Annotated in this window: 14 protein-coding genes; 3 read left to right on the forward strand and 11 right to left on the reverse strand. The window is 72.6% G+C overall.

The genetic code is table 11. The annotated features are described in order from the left end of the window. Positions 1-49 precede the first annotated feature (49 nt). The 4 genes from ACGH48_RS09555 to ACGH48_RS09570 all read right to left on the reverse strand — a co-directional run bounded on the left by ACGH48_RS09555 (position 50) and on the right by ACGH48_RS09570 (position 4,317). On the reverse strand, positions 50-694 hold the full coding sequence (locus ACGH48_RS09555) for a response regulator (protein WP_396288282.1): 645 nt from the start codon (positions 692-694) through the stop codon (positions 50-52). Then, on the reverse strand, positions 691-2,400 hold the full coding sequence (locus tag ACGH48_RS09560) for a GAF domain-containing protein (protein WP_396288283.1): 1,710 nt from the start codon (positions 2,398-2,400) through the stop codon (positions 691-693). The genes ACGH48_RS09555 and ACGH48_RS09560 overlap by 4 nt, the downstream gene beginning before the upstream one ends. Positions 2,401-2,581: 181 nt before the next feature. Continuing rightward, the gene (locus tag ACGH48_RS09565; protein WP_396288284.1) at positions 2,582-3,421 is read right to left on the reverse strand and encodes a universal stress protein; all 840 of its coding nucleotides are present in this window, start codon (positions 3,419-3,421) and stop codon (positions 2,582-2,584) included. Between the two features lie 20 nt (positions 3,422-3,441). Further along, positions 3,442-4,317 (reverse strand): universal stress protein, encoded by an 876-nt coding sequence (locus ACGH48_RS09570; RefSeq protein WP_396288286.1) that lies wholly within the window; start codon positions 4,315-4,317, stop codon positions 3,442-3,444. Positions 4,318-4,546: 229 nt separating this feature from the next. On the opposite strand from ACGH48_RS09570, the gene ACGH48_RS09575 reads away from it, so the two are divergent. Beyond that, on the forward strand, positions 4,547-5,323 hold the full coding sequence (locus ACGH48_RS09575) for a universal stress protein (protein WP_396288287.1): 777 nt from the start codon (positions 4,547-4,549) through the stop codon (positions 5,321-5,323). A 15-nt stretch (positions 5,324-5,338) separates the two neighbouring features. On the opposite strand, the gene ACGH48_RS09580 is transcribed toward ACGH48_RS09575, so the two are convergent. Next, the gene (locus ACGH48_RS09580) at positions 5,339-7,735 is read right to left on the reverse strand and encodes a phosphoketolase (protein WP_396291116.1); all 2,397 of its coding nucleotides are present in this window, start codon (positions 7,733-7,735) and stop codon (positions 5,339-5,341) included. Between the two features lie 188 nt (positions 7,736-7,923). Between ACGH48_RS09580 and ACGH48_RS09585 the strand changes: the two genes are divergently transcribed. Further along, positions 7,924-8,721 carry a universal stress protein gene (locus tag ACGH48_RS09585; protein ID WP_396288288.1) on the forward strand — a complete coding sequence of 266 codons (798 nt, stop codon included), beginning with the start codon at positions 7,924-7,926 and terminating at the stop codon, positions 8,719-8,721. A gap of 59 nt (positions 8,722-8,780) precedes the next feature. Here the strand turns inward: ACGH48_RS09585 and ACGH48_RS09590 are convergent, their stop codons facing one another. Next, positions 8,781-9,134, reverse strand: a complete 354-nt coding sequence (locus ACGH48_RS09590; protein WP_396288289.1) for a cupin domain-containing protein — start codon at positions 9,132-9,134, stop codon at positions 8,781-8,783. Positions 9,135-9,185: 51 nt separating this feature from the next. On the opposite strand from ACGH48_RS09590, the gene ACGH48_RS09595 reads away from it, so the two are divergent. Further along, on the forward strand, positions 9,186-9,704 hold the full coding sequence (locus ACGH48_RS09595) for a DoxX family protein (protein ID WP_396288290.1): 519 nt from the start codon (positions 9,186-9,188) through the stop codon (positions 9,702-9,704). Here the strand turns inward: ACGH48_RS09595 and ACGH48_RS09600 are convergent. From ACGH48_RS09600 to ACGH48_RS09620, 5 genes are all read right to left on the reverse strand, one after another. Further along, positions 9,691-11,271 (reverse strand): Na+/H+ antiporter, encoded by a 1,581-nt coding sequence (locus ACGH48_RS09600; RefSeq protein WP_396288291.1) that lies wholly within the window; start codon positions 11,269-11,271, stop codon positions 9,691-9,693. The two genes, ACGH48_RS09595 and ACGH48_RS09600, sit on opposite strands and share 14 nt — an antisense overlap. Before the next feature lie 68 nt (positions 11,272-11,339). Continuing rightward, positions 11,340-12,461, reverse strand: coding sequence for a DUF475 domain-containing protein (locus tag ACGH48_RS09605; protein WP_396288292.1), 1,122 nt, complete (start codon positions 12,459-12,461; stop codon positions 11,340-11,342). A 147-nt stretch (positions 12,462-12,608) separates the two neighbouring features. Next, positions 12,609-14,177, reverse strand: a complete 1,569-nt coding sequence (locus ACGH48_RS09610) for a helix-turn-helix domain-containing protein (protein ID WP_396288293.1) — start codon at positions 14,175-14,177, stop codon at positions 12,609-12,611. A gap of 109 nt (positions 14,178-14,286) precedes the next feature. Beyond that, entirely contained in the window at positions 14,287-15,036 is a 750-nt protein-coding gene (locus ACGH48_RS09615) for an anti-sigma factor (RefSeq protein ID WP_396288294.1), read from the reverse strand. Then, on the reverse strand, positions 15,033-15,578 hold the full coding sequence (locus tag ACGH48_RS09620) for an RNA polymerase sigma factor (protein WP_396288296.1): 546 nt from the start codon (positions 15,576-15,578) through the stop codon (positions 15,033-15,035). Before ACGH48_RS09620 ends, ACGH48_RS09615 begins: the two co-directional genes overlap by 4 nt. Positions 15,579-15,582: the final 4 nt, after the last annotated feature.

The raw sequence follows: 15,582 nt of genomic DNA on the forward strand, positions 1-15,582 counted from the left end.
GTAGGGCCGGCCGCGCAGGAACCGCGCGAGACGGGCGCGCGGCCCACCCTCAGGGGCGCCGGTGATCCCGGACGCCGTGGTCGGCGCCGTAGACGGCGGCCTGCGTCCGTCGTTCGAGTCCGAGCTTCGCCAGCAGTCCGGACACGTAGTTCTTGACGGTCTTCTCGGCGAGTCCGAGGCGGTCGCCGATCTGGCGGTTCGTCAGGCCACCGGCGATGAGTTCGAGGACCTGCCGTTCGCGCAGGGTGAGGTCGGGCACGTCGTCGCGGACGTCCTTCGTCAGTCGCTCGACCGTCGCCGGCACGCTCGCGGCCGGCAGCAGCCGCCGTCCTGCCGCGACCCGTCGGATGTCCTCGAGCAACGTCTGTCCGCGGATGTCCTTCACGACGTACCCCGCCGCACCCGCGAGGATCGCGGCCTGCATCGCGCGGTCGTCGTCGTACGCCGTCAGCATCAGACAGGCGATGTCGGGGAACGCCGAGCGGACCGACCGGCAGGCGTCGATGCCGCTGCCGTCCGGGAGGCGGACGTCGAGCACGACCACGTCGGGTAGCGTCGCGGCGACCCGACCGACGGTGTCGCGGACGGTGCCGGCCTCGCCCACGACCTCGAGGTCCGGTTCAGCGTCGATGAGGTCCGCGACGCCACGACGCACGATCTCGTGGTCGTCGACGAGGAACACGCGTGTCGTCATGGTCGGTCCGTTCCCTGGGGATCGATCGGCACCGTCCATGCGACGTGTGTGCCGCCGGAAGGGGGCCCTTCCAGGTCGTACGCACCGCCGCGGAGGCGTGCTCGGGCGGCCAGGTTGGCCGTCCCGCTGCGCCGTTCGCGGGTGCCCGGCCCGAGACCGTCGTCGTCGACCTCGACCCGGACCGTACCGTCCGAGACTCCGACGCTGATGCGACAACTCGCCTCCGCGGCGTGGCGTGCGACGTTTGCGAGCGACTCGCGGACGACCGCGACCACGTCGTGCGCCAGATCGCCGACGAGGACGGTGTCGACGGGGCCGGAGAAGCTGATCCGCGGTGCGGTCGTCAGTGCGGGACCGAGTTCCGCGACGACGTCGAGCAAGCGGTCGCGCGTCGAGCGCGGCTGGTGGCGCTCAGGCGTCTCGAGGGCGAACACCGCGGTGCGGATCTCGCCGATCGCCTCGTCGATGATCGTGATCTGGTCGTCGATGTGCTCACGCAGCTGGTCCGGGGCGCGCTGGGCGGTCGCCTGCAGCGAGAGCCCCGCGGCGAAGAGCCGTTGGATGACGTGGTCGTGCAGGTCACGCGCGATGCGGCCGCGGTCCTCGGCGCGTTCGAGGAGGCGGCGGACCTTCCGGCCGCGTGCCACGGCGAGGGCGACGCTCGTCTGCCGCCCGAACTCGTCCGCCATCGCGACCTCGTTCACCGAGAACGGCCGCGCTCCCGGGCCGCGGGAGATGATGAGCGCTCCGAGGGCGGCGCTCCCGTCGCGCAGGGGCACGGCGAGCGTGGGGCCGAGCGGCGGTGCCCAGTCGTACCGGGGCAGTTCGGCGCCGGTCGGGTCCGCGATGACGGTCCCGGAGGCCATGGCACGGCCGCCCAACGAGCCGGCCGCGGCGTAGTCGCGCCCCTGCACGCCGGCCGCCCCGGCGCCGACGGCGACCGCGACGTGGATCGTGGTCGGGTCGCTGCGGGGTTCGACGACGCTGACGAGGACCGCGTCGACGAAGGCGATGACCCGGTCGGCGATCAGGGTCAGGACGTCCTCGAGCGTCTCGTCACCCACGAGGGCTGCCGAGACCTCGGCCGCGGCGGTGGTCCATCGCTCGCGTTGCCGCGCCTCGTCGAACAACCGAGCGTTGTCGATCGCCACCCCGGCCGTGGCCGCCAGCGCCTCGACGAGTTCTTCGTCCTCGGCGGTGAACCGACCGCGGGCGGGGTTCGCGAGGTAGAGGTTGCCGTAGACGGTGTCGCGGACACGGACCGGCACCCCGAGGAAGCCCCGCATCGGCGGGTGCCCGTGCGGGAAGCCGGTGGACCGGGGGTCCGCCGCGATCGAGTCGATCCGGATCGCCGTGTGCTCGCGGACGACCGCCCCGAGGAGTCCGTCGCCGTGCGGTGGGTGGCCGATGCGGGCGACGTGCTCGGCGTCCATGCCGACGTGGATGAACCGTTCGAGTGCGGTGCCGTCGGGGGCGATCACCCCGAGTGCACCGTACTGTGCGCCGACGAGTTCGACTCCGGCTCGGACGACGGCGCGCAGGGTGTCCTCGAGGTCGAGGTGCTCGACGATGCGCCGGTTCGCGGCGAGCAGGTCGCGCAGGCGGCCCTGGGTCCGGAGCACCGCCTGCGCGCGGTCGACGAGTTCCTCGATCGTGCTCTCGAGGGCGGATCGGGGGCCGTCGGGAAAGACGAGGTCATCGGCCATCGGCGTGCACCCCTTCCCTGCGGAGTCGCTGCCGAACCTACTCTGTTCGTGACGTGCCGCTCCCGACCGGTTCGGGTCCTGGGCGGGAGCGGCTCCGCTCCGAACGGCACCGACGGTAGCGGGCGCCGTGTGCGGGCACGTAGGGACCAAGGTCCCATCGGTCCCGGTCGCGTGGGCGCTGTCATCGACCGTCGAGTGTGGGCGTCCGCAGCGGCGCGACGCACACCGGGGTGCGCGACCGGGTGATGAGGTCGTGCGCGGTGGAACCGAAGAACAGTCCGCCGAGCGTGGAGCGGTGGTGCCGGCCGAGGACGATGAGGGACGCGTCGGCGGCGTGGCGTTCGAGCACCTCGGCGGGGTCGCCTTCCTCGAGCACCGGGCGGTGCTGCAGGCCCGGGAACCGGATGTGGAGCAGGCGCTCCGCGTCGACGAGGACGGACCGTGCGTGTTCCTCGAGCAGTCTCGGGTCCTCGAGGACGCTCAGGCCACCGACCCGGGCCGGAACCGGGGCCTTCCACGCCCGGACCAGGCTGATCCGACGATGGTCGCGGACCGCTTGGGCCCCGGCGAACCGGAGCGCGCTGTCGCCGTTCTCGTCATCGACCCCGAGGAGGACGTCGCCGTTCGTCGGCCGCCAGTCCTCGGGCACGACCACGGTCGGTCCGGTGGCGATGGTGGGCACCCGTTCCGGCATCCAGCCGTCGAGCGCGGTGCGCACACGGTGCTGGCGCCGGGAGCCGACGACGAGCAGGTCGGCTGTCGCAGCGGTCTCGACGAGCATGCGGTCGGGTGCACCGAACAGCGTCGCCGTCGTGACGTCGATCCGGGGGTGCGCCGCGGTGACCCGATCCGCGGCTCGGCGGAGCCGGTCGTCGAGCCCCGTCACGTCGCCGCCGTACCCGTTCGAGACCGTGACGATCTCGACGGTGCTGCCCGGGACCACCCGGCGCACCGCGACCCAGTCGACCGCGCGGTCGCTGGCGTCGTGGTCGTCGACGCCGACGACGATGCGCTCGGTCATGACCACGTTCCCGTCGTGCATCAGCCGACCTCGGCGTGTGCGGGTTCAGCCACCCGGTCCGAGTCCTCTGCGCGGCGCCGCGGTTGCGGGACGACGCACACCGGGGCGTGCCCGTGGTGCATGAGGTGCTCGCCGACGGAGCCGGCCAGGAATCCACCGATGGCGGTCCGGTGCCGACGGCCGACGACGACCAGGGACGCTCCCCGCGACGATTGCAGCATGACCTCGCGCGGCTGCCCCTCGACCGAGGACCCGTCCACCCGCAAGCCGGGATGGGCGTTCCCGACGGCTCGGATCGCAGCGCGGAGTTCGATGTCGGCCTCGTTCGACCAGAGCGCACGGTCCTCTTCGAGGTAGATGTTCGCGTAGGGGGCCATCGCGATCGGCACCGCCCAGGCCCGGACGAGGTCGAGTTCCCGCCCGCGACGCTGCGCGGCGTCCGCGGCCCAGGCGAGCGCCGATGCCGCCGATCGCCCGTCCACACCGACGACGACGGGGCCGTCGGCACGCTCCCACTGCTCGGGGACCACGATCACGGGGGTCGTTGCGTGCGCGACCACCCGCTCCGCGACACGACCAGTGATCGCGGCCGCGATCGTGTGCGCCTGTCGTGCGCCGATCACCAGCACGTCCCCGAGGACCGCGTCCGCGACCAGGCGATCGGCCGTCGGGCCGCCGGTGACGTCGTGGGTGACCGCCAGTCCGGGATGCGTGGTGCGCAGTCGCTCTGCGGCTGCCGCCAGACGGTTCTCCGACCGCGTCAGGGCCTCGCCGTAGAACTCGCTGACGGTGAGCAGTCGCACGCTGTCGGTCGCCGGGTCGACGGTGTCCCCGGTCCAGTCGATGGTCTTCCAACCGGCGACCGTGTTGTCGATGGCGACGGTGTAGGCGGTCATGATCGCTCCCTCTCGCGGCGGCGCACCGTGCGTCGCCTGCGGCTCGCGCCGCATCGGATGACCGGACGCTACGGCGCGCCGCCGCCTCGCCGGCAGGGCCCTAGGTCCCGCACCCGGCCGGATCCGGAGAGCGCCGACGCACGCAGGACCAAGGCCACTGTGCCGGTCGTGCGCTTCGTCGCAAGGTGCCTGCGGCGGCACACTGCGGCTTCCGGAGAGGCGGTCGACCATGACCACGAGGATCGTGCTGGGTTGGGACGGCTCGGCTGGCTCGCGCGCCGCGTTGCGTTGGGCGGCGACCCGGGTGGGCGGAACCGTCGAGCGGCTCGTCGTCGTGCACGCGGTCCCGGACGACCGCTCAGCGCCGGCACTCAGCGATGCCGACGGCAGCGTCCGTACCGGTGTCACGAACAGCGCACACGCTCCCGGCGTCGACGTCGCCGTCGAGGTGCACCGCGGAGGTCCGGTCGCCGTGCTGCTCGGTGCCGTCGACGCGGGCTGTCTCCTGGTCGTCGGGCACGACGTGGTCCCGGCTGCCGCCGGCGCGCGTCCGTCCGTCGCCGCGCAGCTAGTGGATGCCGCGCCCTGCACCGTCGTCGCCGTCCCGGCGGACGCCCCGGCCGGACACGGGGTCGTCGTCGGCGTGGCACCCGGGTCCGACGCACAGGCGGCACTGCGCTTCGCCGGCCAGGAGGCACGACGCACCGGGTCGACCCTGCGCACGGTCACCGTGTGGTCACCTCCAGGGCATCCGGCCGACGTCGATCGAGCACGCCACCGCCGACTCCAGGAACTCGAGGAGCACGTCGAGGACGCGCTGCTCGGCCTGGTGGACCTCGACGTGCACCGCGAGCTCGTCGAGGGGCCGGTGGCCCGTCGACTCGTCGAGGCGGCGGACGGTGCCGGCCTGCTGGTCCTGGGGGCCGGCGCGCACCGCGGGCGGACCGGGACCGTCGTCGACCAGGTGATCCGCGCCTCCCGGACCGCCGTCGCGGTCGTCCGCTGACCGGGCCGGCGCACGTCACCCGTCCCAGCGCCACCCGGCGACGGCGGGGAGGTCCTCACCGTGGCTCCTCGTCCAGGCGCGCGCCTCGAGCCGGGCGTCCTGCATCCGCTGGCGGAGTCCGGCGTGGCGGACCGCGAGCCCCGGGACGCGGTCCAGGACGTCGAGGACGAGGTGGAAGCGGTCCAGGTCGTTGAGCATGAGCATGTCGAAGGGGGTCGTCGTCGTGCCCTGCTCGGTGTAGCCGCGGACGTGCATGTCGGCGTTCGCCGCGCGGCGGTAGGTGAGCCGGTGGATGAGCCACGGGTAGCCGTGGAACGCGAACACGACCGGACGGTCCCGGGTGAACAGGGTGTCGAACGCTTGGTCCGGCATGCCGTGCGGGTGCTGCTCGGGCGAGGTGAGTCGCATGAGGTCGACGACGTTCACCACCCGTACCCGCAGCGCCGGCACCTCGCGCCGCAGGATGGACGCCGCGGCGAGGACCTCGAGCGTGGGGACGTCGCCGGCACACGCCAGGACCACGTCCGGCTCCTCGCCCGCGACCTCGGTGCCGGCCCACGGCAGGATCCCCAGGCCCCGGGTGCAGTGCGCGAGCGCTTCGTCCGGAGTCAGCAGGTCGGGTGTCGGTTGCTTCCCCGCCACGACGACGTTGACCTGGTCGACGGATCGCAGGCAGTGGTCGAACGTCGAGAGCAGCGTGTTGGTGTCGAACGGCAGGTAGACCCGGACGACCTCCGGACGCTTGTTCATGACGTGGTCGATGAACCCCGGGTCCTGGTGCGAGAGCCCGTTGTGGTCCTGGCTCCAGACGTGCGACGACAGCAGGTAGTTGAGCGACGCGACGGGGCGTCGCCACGGGATCCGTCGGCTCTCGGCGAGCCACTTCGCGTGCTGGTTGAGCATGGAGTCGACGACGTGCGCGAACGCCTCGTACGTGGCGAACACCCCGTGGCGCCCGGTCAGCAGGTAGCCCTCCAGCCAGCCCTGGCACTGGTGCTCGCTGAGCATCTCCATGACCCGGCCGTGCGGGGCGAGGTGCTCGTCCGTCGGACGCACCTCGGCGTCCCACTGCTTGTCGGTCACGTCGTACAGGGCGTCCAGCCGGTTCGACGCGGTCTCGTCGGGCCCGAACACCCGGAAGGTCGACGGGTTCGTGCGGACGACGTCGGCGAACCAGCGCCCGAGCACGCGGGTGGGCTGGGTCGAGGTGGCACCGGGGGTCTCCACCGGGATCGCATGGTCACGGAAGTCCGGCATCCGCAGGTCCGTGCGGACGAGACCACCGTTCGCGACGGGGTTCGCGCTCATCCGGAGATCGCCGTCGGGTGCGAGCGCCCGGATGTCACGCGCGGGGGAGCCGTCGGCCTCGAACAGCTCCTCGGGACGGTACGAGCGCATCCACTCCTCGAGGACGGCGAGGTGCTCGGGCGAGTGCCGGGGATCCGACAGCGGGACCTGGTGCGACCGCCAACTGTCCTCGGCCGGCTCGCCGTCGATGACCGGGGGACAGGTCCAGCCCTTCGGTGTGCGCAGGATGATCATCGGCCAGCGCGGGCGCCCCTGCAGGGTCCCGGTTCGCGCGGCCTCACGGATCCGCGCGATCTCGTCGAGCACGACGTCCAGGGTCTCGGCCATCCGGCGGTGCACCGCGTGCGGGTCCTCCCCGTCGAACCCGCCGGAGACGGTGAACGGCTGGTGTCCGTACCCGCGCATCAGGGAGACGAGTTCGTCCTCGGGGATCCGGGCGAGGACCGTCGGGTTCGCGATCTTGTAGCCGTTCAGGTGGAGGATCGGCAGCACCACCCCGTCGCGCAGCGGGTCGACGAACTTGTTCGAGTGCCAGCTCGTCGCGAGCGGGCCGGTCTCGGCCTCGCCGTCACCGACGACCGCCGCCACCAGGAGGGTCGGGTCGTCGAACGCCGCGCCGTAGGCGTGCGACAGGGAGTACCCGAGTTCGCCGCCCTCGTGCATCGATCCCGGGGTCTGTGGTGCCGCGTGGCTCGGGATGCCGCCGGGGAACGAGAACTGCCGGAAGAGCCGCCGCATGCCGTCCTCGTCGGCGGACACCGCCGGGTAGACCTCGCTGTACGTGCCGTCGAGCCAGGCGTTCGCGACCACCGCCGGTCCGCCGTGCCCGGGCCCGCAGACGAAGAGCGTCCGGATCGCGCGTTCCCGGATGACCCGGTTCAGGTGTGCGTGGACGAAGTTCAGGCCAGGTGTCGTGCCCCAGTGCCCGAGCAGCCGCGGCTTCACGTCGTCGGGGGTCAGCGGGCGCCGGAGCAGCGGGTCGTCGAGCAGGTAGATCTGCCCGACGGCGAGGTAGTTCGCGGCACGCCACCACCGGTGGACCTGTTCGATCGTCGTGTCGTCCATGCAGGCGCTCCTCGTCCTCGCCGGGCGGCGTGCCCGCACCGGTCGACGCGACCGTGGCACGGCGAGCGCCGACCGGACAGGGCCTTCTGTCCTGCTGGTCACCGGGGGACCAAAGCCCTGCGGTCCCGAGTGCGATCGCGCGCACGGTCGTTACATCGTGCGACGAGAGGACCGACCGTGCCCGACCCGATTCGCTGGACCGTTGCCGTCGATGAGTCCGAGGCCGCGTGGAACTGCTCGACTGGGTCGACGGGAACGTCGGCGACGGCGATGCCGTCCGGCTCCTCACGGTGCACGAACTGTTCGGCGAGTCACCGGAGCGATCGACCGGCCGGCTGGCGATCGCCGAGCGCCGCCTCCGGAGCCGGCACCCGGGCCTGCGCGTCGAGCGCCACGTCGTGAGCGGGCCGACCCTCGCCCGGCTGCTGGTCGACGCGACGGTGTCCGACGTCCTGGTGCTCGGCGGGCGACGGACCGACCGGCTGTGGGCGGCGATCACGGGTCGGATGGCGGAACGTGTGGTCGCGCACGCGACCACACCCGTCGTGGTCGTCCCGGAACGGCCGTCGTCCTCGGCGGACCGTGACGCCGTCGTCGTGGGCGTCGACAGCCGGACCGCCGCGGGCGCGCTGGCGTTCGCCGCCGGCAGGGCCGAGGGGCGTCGAGACGGACTCGTCCTCGTCCGCGCGTGGGAGCCGCCGACGAGTGTCTCGCCGTTCGGTCGCGTCTACCTCGCGCGTGACCGGCCGCTGTGGGAGCACGAGGGACAGCTCGAGCTCGATGCCGCGATCCGTGCGGTGAGCCGTTCGCGCCCGGATCTGCGGATGCGTGGCGAACTGCGGCAGGGCACGGCATCCGACGTGCTGCTGCGCGCTGCCACCACGGCCTCGCTCGTCGTGGTCGGTCGACGGCACCGTTCAGCACTGGGAGCCTTCCTCGCCGGGTCCGTCGGCGAGGCACTGCTGCACCGGGCGTCGGTCCCGGTCTGCGTGGTACCGCCGGACGGTGACACGCCGCGAGCGTGAACCCGGCGGCGGTACGGGCCCCGATGGCGGCAGGGTCGAGGTCCGCTTCCGCCGCTGCGTCAGACGGTCTGGGCCGCGGGACCGAGCGTGTCGGATCCCGAGCCGCTCTCGGGCAGGTCCTTGAGTTCGACCAGGATCGTGTGCGTCGGTGTCGTCCCGCTGTTCCGCCCGGAGTGGCGTTGGGCTCCGAGCCACACGGCCGTGCCGGCGGGCAGCGTCACGTCACGACTGCGGTCGTCGATGGTGAGACGGCGTTCGAAGGCCGTCAACGTCACCATCACGCTGTCCGGGTGGTGGTGCACCTGCGTCTCGTCGCCCGGCGCGTCGGTGTAGTCGAGCACACGCACGTGCTGGTTCTCCCACAGCAGCCGGTAGTGCTGAGGGTCCGTCTCCAGGGGATCGTCCGTGTCCATGGTCGCGCTCGCTTCCGTCCGTGTGTGTCCGCCCGTGGGCGGCTTCCGACCATGGTGCGCTGTTCTCGCCAGGACGGCACCCCTGCTCCACGTCGCTCCGGCTCCCGGCTCCCGGCTGATCCACCCGGCGTACGAGGCACCGCGCAGGGCATGCACGCGATGGGGTTCCGCCCCGCCAAGCGGAACGCCGTCCTGGCAGGGATCGGGGAGGCCGGCTCCGGCGCCGCCCTGGCACTCGGACTCGCCACCCCGATCGCCGGTGCGGGTGCCGCGACGACAATGGGCGTCGCGTCGAGCGTGCACACCCCGAACGGCTTCTTCAACGCCGACGGCGGGTTCGAGTTCCCGGCGTTCCTCGGCTTCTCGGCGGCGATGTTCGCGCTCGGCGGCCCCGGTCCGGTGTCGCTGGACCACGCCACGCGGCACGTGTTCGACCGCCCGTGGTTGCGGGCGGTCGCCCTCGCCGCGATCCCGGTCGCGATCGCGGTCCAGGTCGCGCAGCGTCGGAAGGCGCTCGCGTCCGACGCTGCGGCCTCCGACGACGCGGACGGTGGCGTCACGCCGGCGTGATGCCGCCCAACCGTGCCTCTTCCGCGTCGTAGCCGGCGCGGACCTGCCGGAGCACCAGGTCGTCGATCTCGTCCGAGTCGCGGAGCCGCAGCAGGGTCGCGGCCTTGTGCTGCACCAGGGCGAGTTCGAGCGCGACGGCGGAGTCGTGCCGCTGCAGTGCCGGGTGCTCGTCGTCGTCCTCTTCGCGTGCCCGGATGACGTCGAGGTGCGCCTCGTAGTCCTTGCGGACGCGTTCGACGGTCGCCCGGTCGGCGCCCGTGGACCGTGCGAGCCGGGGGAGTGCGTCGAGCGCCTCCTCGATCGCCGTCCGCTCCGCGAAGCGGCGCTCCTCGCCGACCGACTCGTCCTCGGGCAGCGCTGCCCGCCGCAGGACCGCCGGCAGCACGAGCGCCTGCCCGACGATCGTGACGACGACGACGCCCGCCGTCACGAAGACGATGAGGTCGCGGTCCGGGAAGTCCGCTCCGGACTCGAGCATGCGCGGCACGGCGACGGCCATCGCGAGCGACACCGCTCCGCGGAAGCCCGCGAAGCCGCTGACGAGCCGGTCGCGGTGCCCTTCGCGCGGAGCGCCGCCGGTGCGCCGCGTGACGAGCCAGACGGTGCCGCCTGCGGCGTTGAGGAAGGCGAACCGCACGACGACGAGCACCACCGCGACGGCGAGCACGATCCCGGCTGCGCGGAGCAGCTCGGGTGGGGTGAGGGCCCGGGCCGCGACCATCGCCTCGATGCCGACCAGGACGAACAACGCGCCGTTGAGCAGGAACGTCAGGAACGACCAGAACGCCCGGACCTGCTGCCGGGTCTCGGCCCGGTCGAGTTTCGGGCCGACCTGGCTGACGACGATGCCGGCCGCCACGACGGCGAGCACGCCGGACGCGCCGATGGCCTCGGCCGCGAGGAACGCGCCGAAGGGCACGAGCAACGTGACGAGGTTCTCGAGCACCACGGTGTCGACCCGGCGCAGCACGAGCGTCCCGACCCACGCGGCGGCGAGGCCAGCGGCGACCCCGCCCACGTAGGACAGGACGAGCATCCCCGACACGCCCCAGAAGGTGAGCTCCTGCGTCCCCACCGTGACGGCGACCGCGATGCCGTAGACGACGAGGGTCGTACCGTCGTTCACCAGGCTCTCGGCCCGCAGGACGGTGACGTTGCGGCGGGGCAGCATCTTCGTGAGCACGCCGACCGCGGTCGCGTCGGTCGGGGCGACCGCCGCGCCGAGCACCCATGCTGGTCCCCAGGGCAGGCCGAGCAGGTGGAGGAGCACCGCGACCGCTCCGGCGGTGACCACCACGAGCAGCGTGCCCATCAGGACGATGCCGCGCAGGTTCTTCCGGATCTCGCGCAGCGACGTGGTCAGGCTCTCCCAGTACAGGAGTGCCGGCAGGAACAGCAGCAGGACGGCGTCGGCGGGCAGCTCGACGTCGGCGAACTGCGGCACGAACGCCAACGCGGCGCCGAACACGAGCAGCAGCACCGGCGGGGCCACCCGGATCCGGTCCGCGATCCCCGCCGTCAGCGCGATGGCCAGGCCGAGGACGACCACCAGTTCAGGACCCAGCACGTGCACTCCGATCGTCGTCCGACCCGCAAGTCAACGCCGATCGCCGGTGGATCCTTCCAGGCGCGCGATCAGGCGGGGTGCGGGCGCCGCGACAGCCGACGCCACCAGGCTCGCCACGGCAGGGAGCTCGCGAGCGCCGAGCCGATCACCACGCTGCCGAACCACCCGACGACGACACCCGGGATCGGCACGAGCAGGCTCGCCCAGAGCAGCACCGCGAGCACGCCGAGCACGTACGCCGCCCCGGCCTTCAGGTAGCGCAACCGCTTCAGCCCGGAGGCTTCGTCCAACCGTGAGGTCAGGCGCGCCAGGAACACCGCGCCGACGCCGATCGCCGCCACCGCGACCGCGGCCTGTTCGAGCGCTCCGAGCCCGTCGGCGCCGAGCGTGCCCGAGCCCGACAGGCTGTACACCCCGTCCAGGATCTCGAACAGCATGAACACGACGAGCCCCCGCTCGAACACGACCGTCGACGCGTAGGCGTGGATCCGCCAGGCGCCCCGCCCGACCCCGATCGACGCGGTGTCCGACCCGACCCCGTCGAGCGCCCAGGCGGCGACGCGCTTCGACCCGAGGTACGCGGCGATGCCCGCCGCGCCGCCGAGCACGACCGGCAGCAGGGCTCCCGGCGACCACGCGCGGTCGACGCCGACGAGGACGGCCGTCACGGCGACCCCCGTCGCAGCGGTGACCAGCGACCAGACGCGAGGCCGCGCGACGGCGGCGAGCCGGGCCTCCAGGCGGCCGAGCCAGGACCTGCGCGACGCACGGTCCGTGTTGAACAGGTACTCGGCGAACACGAGCCAGATGAAGGCGGCGCCGAAGGCGGCGAGGGCCGGGCGCACCTCGGCGAGGTGTGCCGAGAACGACCCGGGGGCGAACACGGCCTCCTGCACGGAGCTCGCCGGGTCGGTCGCATCGCCGACGGCGACCGCCGCCGGCGGCAGGAGCAGGCGCATCGCGAGGACGCCCGCGACGATGCCGAGCGACAAGAAGAGTCGGCGGGCGGGGGAGTGCAGTCGTCCGGCGATGCCGGCCATCGGCACCGACGAGTCGGCGGCCATCGCGATCTCGAGGAGCGCGAGCGCGACGAACGCGAGGGCGGCGGCGGGGCCGAGGACGAACCAGGCCGTGGCGGCGGCCGCGACCGTGGTGAGCAGGGGGACGGTCAGGAGCGATCTCGTGGCCATCACCCCATCCAGCACCGGTCGCCTGGGTGGGTGGTGGAGCGCTCCTGCGCATCAGCCTGGAGGCACGGGTCGATCCGCGCAGAACGGGTGACGGCCCGTCCCCACTTGCGGGGACGGGCCGTCAGGTCACGCGGGTGGGCGGTCGCCTCAGTCGTGGAACGTCTCGATGGACGCGCCGAGCGAGTTCAGGCGCTCCTGCAGCTGCTCGTAGCCGCGGGCGATGATGCCCACGTTGCGCAGGACGCTCTCGCCCTTCGCCGCGAGCATCGCCAGCAGGATGACCACCGCGGGGCGGAGTGCCGGCGGGCAGCTGATCTCGGCGCCGGAGAAGTGCGTCGGACCGGTGACGTCGAGGCGGTGCGGGTCGCGGAGGGTGACGCTCGCGCCGAGGCGGGTCAGGTCGAGCAGGTGGATCGCCCGGCCCTCGTACACCCAGTCGTGCACGAGCGTGGTGCCCGAGGCGCACGCGGCGATGACCACGAAGAACGGCAGGTTGTCGATGTTCAGCCCGGGGAACGGCATCGCGTGGATCTTGTCGATCGGTGCGTGCAGCTCAGACGGGTGCACGGTGATGTCGACCAGTCGGGTGCGGCCGTTCGCGGCCGGGTACTCGTCGGTAACGTCGAAGCGCAGCCCCATCTCGGCCAGGGTCGCGAGTTCGATCTCGAGGAACTCGATCGGCGCACGCGTGACGGTCAGCGTCGAGTCGGTGACGATGCCCGCGGTCAGCAGGCTCATCGCCTCGACCGGGTCCTCGCTCGGCCAGTAGTCCACGACCTCGTCGATGCGGCTCTTGCCGGTGATGCGGAGCGTCGTCGTGCCGATGCCCTCGATCTGCACCCCGAGCAGCTCGAGGAAGAAGCAGAGGTCCTGCACCATGTAGTTGGGGCTGGCGTTGCGGATGACGGTCTCGCCGTCGCGGGCTGCCGCGGCGAGGATCGCGTTCTCGGTCACCGTGTCGCCGCGCTCGGTGAGGACGACCGACTTGGTGGGGACGTCCTGGTTCGCGACGCCGACCTCGTACCAGCCGGAGGTCGCCTCGACGTCGACGCCGAACGGACGCAGGGCGATGAGGTGCGGCTCGACCGTGCGGGTGCCGAGGTCACAGCCGCCGGCGTACGGCAGCCGGAAGGACTCGTACCGGCCACTGAGCGGGCCGAGGAACATCAGCACGCTGCGGGTGCGGCGGGCGGCGTCGGCGTCGATCGCGTCGAGGCGCAGGTCGGACGGGGCGACGATCTCGAGGGTCTCGCCGTCTTCCGACCAGGTGACGCTCGCGCCGAGGCTGCGGAGCACGTCGATGATGCGGTCGACCTCGACGATCCGGGCGACCTTGTGCAGCCGGGTCACGCCGCGGTTGAGCAGCGACGCGCAGAGCAGTGCGACGGCCGCGTTCTTGCTCGAGTTCACGGCGATGGAGCCGCTGAGCTTCCGGCCGCCCTGCACGCGCAGGTGGGCACGCTGCGGGGCGCCGCCGATCGAGACGATCTGCTGGTCGAGGGCGTCGCTGATGCGCGTGAGCATCTCGAGGGACAGGTTCTGCCCACCCTGTTCGATGCGGTTGATCGCGCTCTGGCTGGTGCCGACGCGTTCGGCGAGCTGCGCCTGGGTCATGCTGCGGCCCTTGCGGGCGCCCCGGATGAGGGCGCCGACCTCGCGGAGTGGTGCTGCGGTCGCCGGAGATGCCGGCGAGACGACGGTGGTGGTGTCGGTCATGCGCGCCACGCTAACACGCTCATGAGATAAAACGGGTGCACATCGACACCTGTCGCGCACCTGGTGGTCTCGAATACGTCACAGCTGAGAATTCGGGGGACGAACACGCTCAGGGATCGGTCAGCGTTCCCCGCACGATCGAGTCGCCGGAGTGTGCCGGGTCGCCGTCGTCCGCTTCGGCCGAGACGTCCACCACCGGGAACCGCGCGGTGTCCAGGTCGGCGGGCACGGTGAAGGTGCCGCGGTCGCCGTCCAGGTACCCGACGCTCACCAGGCCGGCCAGGTCCGATCGCATCATCCAGACCTCGCGGAGCGGTCCGGTGCCGGAGCGACCGCGTTCACCGTGTAGGTCGACCACGAGCGTCACCCGGCCGTCCCGGTCGCGTTCGAGTTCAGCGGTGCCGGACGTGCCGGACCACCCGGGCAGGGGCGCGAGCTCGGTGTCCGCGAGCACGGTCTCGGTGCTGCCGCGGGGCAGCCCGGGGACGACGCCGGTCGCCACACCGATGCCCAGGACGACCGCGAGGACGCCGGCACCCGCGACGACGACCGTCACGAGGCGACGACGACGCGCGCCCGACCGGGGGCGACGGGACACGACGTGGGGCTGCGGGTCGACGGGCGCGGTCACCTGCTGCGGCGTCTGCGCGATCTCGGCCGCGATCCGGTCCCAGACGTGGTCCGGGGGCGCGATCAGCTCGAGGTCGTCGGACGCCCGCGTGACGGCGGCGACCCGCTGCAGCACGGCGACCTCGTCGCGGCACCGGGCGCAGGACGCCAGGTGTTCGGCGACGTCGTCCGCAGCCACCTGGTCGGAGACCGCGAGCATCGCCAGCGTCTCGTCGTCGACGTGCTTCATTCGACCACCTCCAGACGTGTTCGGAGCCGAGCCAGACTTCGGTGGATGTGGCTCTTCACGGTGCCCAGCGGCAGGTCGAGCCGTTCGGCGATCTCACGATGGCTGAGGTCGTCGTAGAACGCCAGCCGCATCACCCGTCTCGGTGTCTCGTCGAGTCGGTCGAGCTCACCCGCGACCAGTGCGCGCTCGGCCAGGTCGAACGCCGGCTCCGGAGCCGGGGTGGTCTCCTCGACCACGTCCGGGTCGGCGGCGCTGGCGTGCCGCCGGCGATCGTTCAGGGCGTCGGCGATGCAGTTGCGGGTGATGCCGACCAGCCAGGCGCCGAGCGGGCCCCTGGTGGGGTCGTAGCTCGTGCTCCGCTGCCAGGCCTTCACGAAGACCTGCTGCGTGACGTCCTCCGCGGCGGCCGGGTCCGCCAGGGCGCGCAGGGCCAACGAGTACACCAGCGACGACCAGCGTTCGTAGACGGCGCGCAGGGCGTGCTCGCCCCCGGCGCGGAACGCGTCCGAGAGTTCGCCGTCGTCCGGGAGGATGGTCGTCACGTCT

The sequence above is a fragment of the Curtobacterium pomorum genome (assembly GCF_044497295.1).
Lineage (GTDB): Bacteria > Actinomycetota > Actinomycetes > Actinomycetales > Microbacteriaceae > Curtobacterium.